Below are 3350 nucleotides of genomic sequence, written 5' to 3'. Positions count from 1 at the left end.
CGAGGGTGGAGGCGTCGAAGGAGATGGGGGCGATGAGGAGGAAGGACTCGCCGGGGCCGAGGCGTGCGTAGTCGACACCGCGCACGGTGCGAAGGACGGCGCGGTGGGTGGTGCCGACAGGCTTGGGACGTCCGGTGGAGCCGGAGGTGAAGTCGATATACGCGAGGTGCTCCGGGAGCACGCCGGAGGCCGGGGTGGAATCAGGGTGACGGGAGAGGAGGGGCCAGACGTCTTCGACACAGAGGCAGGTGAGGCCCTCGGTGGGCAGGGAAGACAGCAGCTCGCGGGAGGTGAGGAGGAGCTGGGGCGGGACGTCCTCCAGCATGAAGGCGAGGCGCTGGCGGGGATAGGACGCGTCGAGGGGAAGGTAGGCGCCGCCGGCCTTGAGGATGGCGACGAGGGAGACGACAAGCTCCAGGGAGCGCTCCAGGCAGAGCGCCACGGGCGAGTCGGGGCCGACGCCACGCTGCACCAGCACCCGCGCGAGCTGGTTGGAGAGCGTGTCGAGCTGGCGGTACGTCAATCGCTGCTCGCCGAATTCGACGGCGACGGCGTCCGGGAAGAGGGCGACCTGGGCGGCGAAGACTTCGGGGATGGAGGCGTCGCTGGGGTAGGGCCGCGTGGTGTCATTCCATTCCACGAGGACACGGTGCATGTCCTCGGCGGAGAGCATCGACACCTCGAACACACGCTGTTCGGGGCGTGCGCGCAGGCTCTCCAATGCCGTGGCCCAGTGGCGTAGCAGTTGTTCGATGGTGCCCGCGTCGTAGCGCTCGGTGTCGAACGTGAGATGCAAGCCAATCGTAGGGCCCAGCGTCACGGCCGCGTCGAGCGGGAAGTTGTTGTGTTCGAAGGTTTCAATGTCACGCACATCGAAGCGTGAACCCCTTTCGCGCACGGCCCCGTCCACAGGGTAGTTCTCGAAGACGAGCAGGCTGTCGAACAGCGCGGCGCCTCGCGGCACGTCACTCCATCGCTGGATCTGGAGCAGCGGCGTGTGTTCGAACTGGGTCCTCTCCGTCTGCTGGGTCTGGAGTTGCTGGAGCCAGGACAGCAACGGTGCGTTGGGTGTCAGGCGCACCCGCACCGGGACGGAGTTGATGAACAGCCCGATCATCTGCTCGACGCCGGGCAGTTCGGGTGGACGGCCGGAGACGATGGTCCCGAAGAGCACGTCCTCCACTCCGGCGTATCGGCCGAGCAGCAGGGCCCAGGTTCCCTGCACCAGCGTATTCAACGTGAGCTGGTGCTGACGCGCGAAGCCCTGGAGTGCCGCTGAGTCCTCCTGCGAGAGGAACAGCTTGCGACGATCTTTCTTCCTCGACGGACTGCCGGCGGGGACGGGCTTCGCCGCGGGCAGGGGCGTCGGCGTGGTGAAGCCCTCGAGCGCCTGTCGCCACCAGGCCTCCGCGCGCTCCTGCGGCTGCTTCTGGAGCCATTCGATGTAGTCACGGAACGGCGGCTGCCGCGTCGCGTGCTGCTGGCCCGCGAGCAGTTCGTCGTTGCGCGCGAACAGCGCGTTCAACATCAGGCCAATGCTCCAGCCGTCCATCAGCAGGTGATGGTGACTCCAGACGAACTGGAGCACGTCGTCCGCCAGCCGCATCACCGCCAGCCGCATCAGCGGGGGCTTGCGCAAATCGAAGCCACGGGCCCGGTCCGCCGCGAGGAAGGCGGTGAGGCGCTCCTGCTGTTCGGTGGAGGGCAGGCCCCGCCAGTCGTGCTCCTCGTACGGCAGGACCGCCTGCGTGGTGACGACCTGGAGGGGTTCGGTCAATCCCTCCCAATGGAAGCCTGTGCGCAGGATGGCGTACTGCTCCACCATCGAATCCCACGCGCGATGGAACGTGCCCAGGTCCACGGGCGAGTGGAACCTCCACGTGAGCTGTTCGAAGTAGAAGCCCGCGTCGGGCGTGAGCAGCGTGTGGAACAACATTCCCTGCTGCATTGGGGAGAGCGGGTAGATGTCCTCGATGGGCGTCGCGGGCGGGAGGACGCGGTCAAGCACCGCCTGCTCCGTGAGCCGGGCCAGCGGGAAGTCCACCGGCGTGTAGCGAAGCGCGTCGGAGGTGGTCCTCGCGGCGATAAGCGCCCGCAGCGAAGCGACGAAGGCCGCGACGAGGCGCTGGACCGTGGCCTCGGTGTGGAGTTCCCGGCTGTAGGCGAAAGACAGCCGGAGCTGGCTGTCGATGACGACCGCGCTCGCATCAAAGACATACGCGCGTTGCGCACCCGGGGCCCGGTCGGGTCCGGCGGATTCCCTCGCCAGCCCGAAGAGCCGGGAGCTGTTCGCCGCGGCGTCCAGCTGCCCCAGGTAGTTGAAGGCCACCTGGGGACGGGGCAGCGCCGCCAGTCGTTCCACGACGTCCTTGCGTCCCAGGTGTCGCAGCAGGCCCTGGCCGATGCCACTTCCAGGCATCGCACGCAGCCCGTCGCGCACGGCGCGGAGCGCATCACCCGGACTGGCCGCGTCAGGCACCTCCAGGAGCACCGGCGTCACGGAGGTGAACCACCCCACCGTGCGGGACAGGTCCACGTCGTCGAAGAGGTCTTCCCGGCCGTGGCCCTCCAGCTCCACCAGCAGACGGGGCTGGCCCGTCCAGGCGGTGAAGGCCTGCGCGAGCGCTGTCAGCAGCACGTCGTTGATGCGCACCCGGTACGCGGACGGCACCTCCTGGAGCAGCAGCCGCGTCTCCGCCGCGTCCAGCGCCGCGGTCATGTTGCTCGCCGACGTGAGGGAGTTGGTTCCTCCCACCAGGTCGAGCGGCAGGTCGCGCACCTGCTGGCGCGACTCGGAGAGCCAGTAGGGCAGCTCCTCCTCCAGGGCTTGCGACTTCGCGTAGGCCGCGAGCCGCTCCGCCCAGGACTTGAAGGACGTCGACTTGGCGGGAAGGGCGGGCTCCCGGCCCTGTGCCAGGGCCCGGTACGCGGTGTCCAGGTCCTCCAGCAGCGTGCGCCAGGACACCGTGTCCACGACGAGGTGGTGCGCGACGAGCAGCAGTCTTCCCGTGCGTCGCGGACCCCGGTGGAAGAGGACCGCGCGCAACAGGAGTCCTTCGGAGAGTTGGAAGCCCTCCTGGACGCGGGTGGCGTGGGCTTCCAGCGCGGCGCCGTGCTCGGCTTCAGGCAGTGCGGACAGGTCGAACTGGAGCACGCCGGGCACCTGCTCCAGCCCCGTGTTGTGCTGTTTCCAGACTCCGTCTTCCTGCACGAAACGCATGCGCAGGGCGTCGTGGTGCCGCACGAGCTTGCGCAGGGCCCGCTCCAGCAACGCGGCGTCGACGGGTTCCTTCGTCTCCAGCAGGAGGGATTGGTTGAAGTGATGGGGCCGGGGCGGGGGCGCGTCGAAG

General features: G+C 68.6%; 1 protein-coding gene. It reads right to left on the bottom strand.

Translation table 11 applies throughout. The annotated features are described in order from the left end of the window. Window positions 1-3350, bottom strand: a 3350-nt coding sequence (locus D7Y13_RS40055; protein ID WP_147452618.1) for a condensation domain-containing protein, incomplete at both ends; no start/stop codon positions are given.

This window comes from Corallococcus praedator, from assembly GCF_003612125.1.
Classification (GTDB): Bacteria; Myxococcota; Myxococcia; order Myxococcales; family Myxococcaceae; genus Corallococcus; species Corallococcus praedator.
This window is presented reverse-complemented; position numbering and strand designations above follow the sequence as displayed.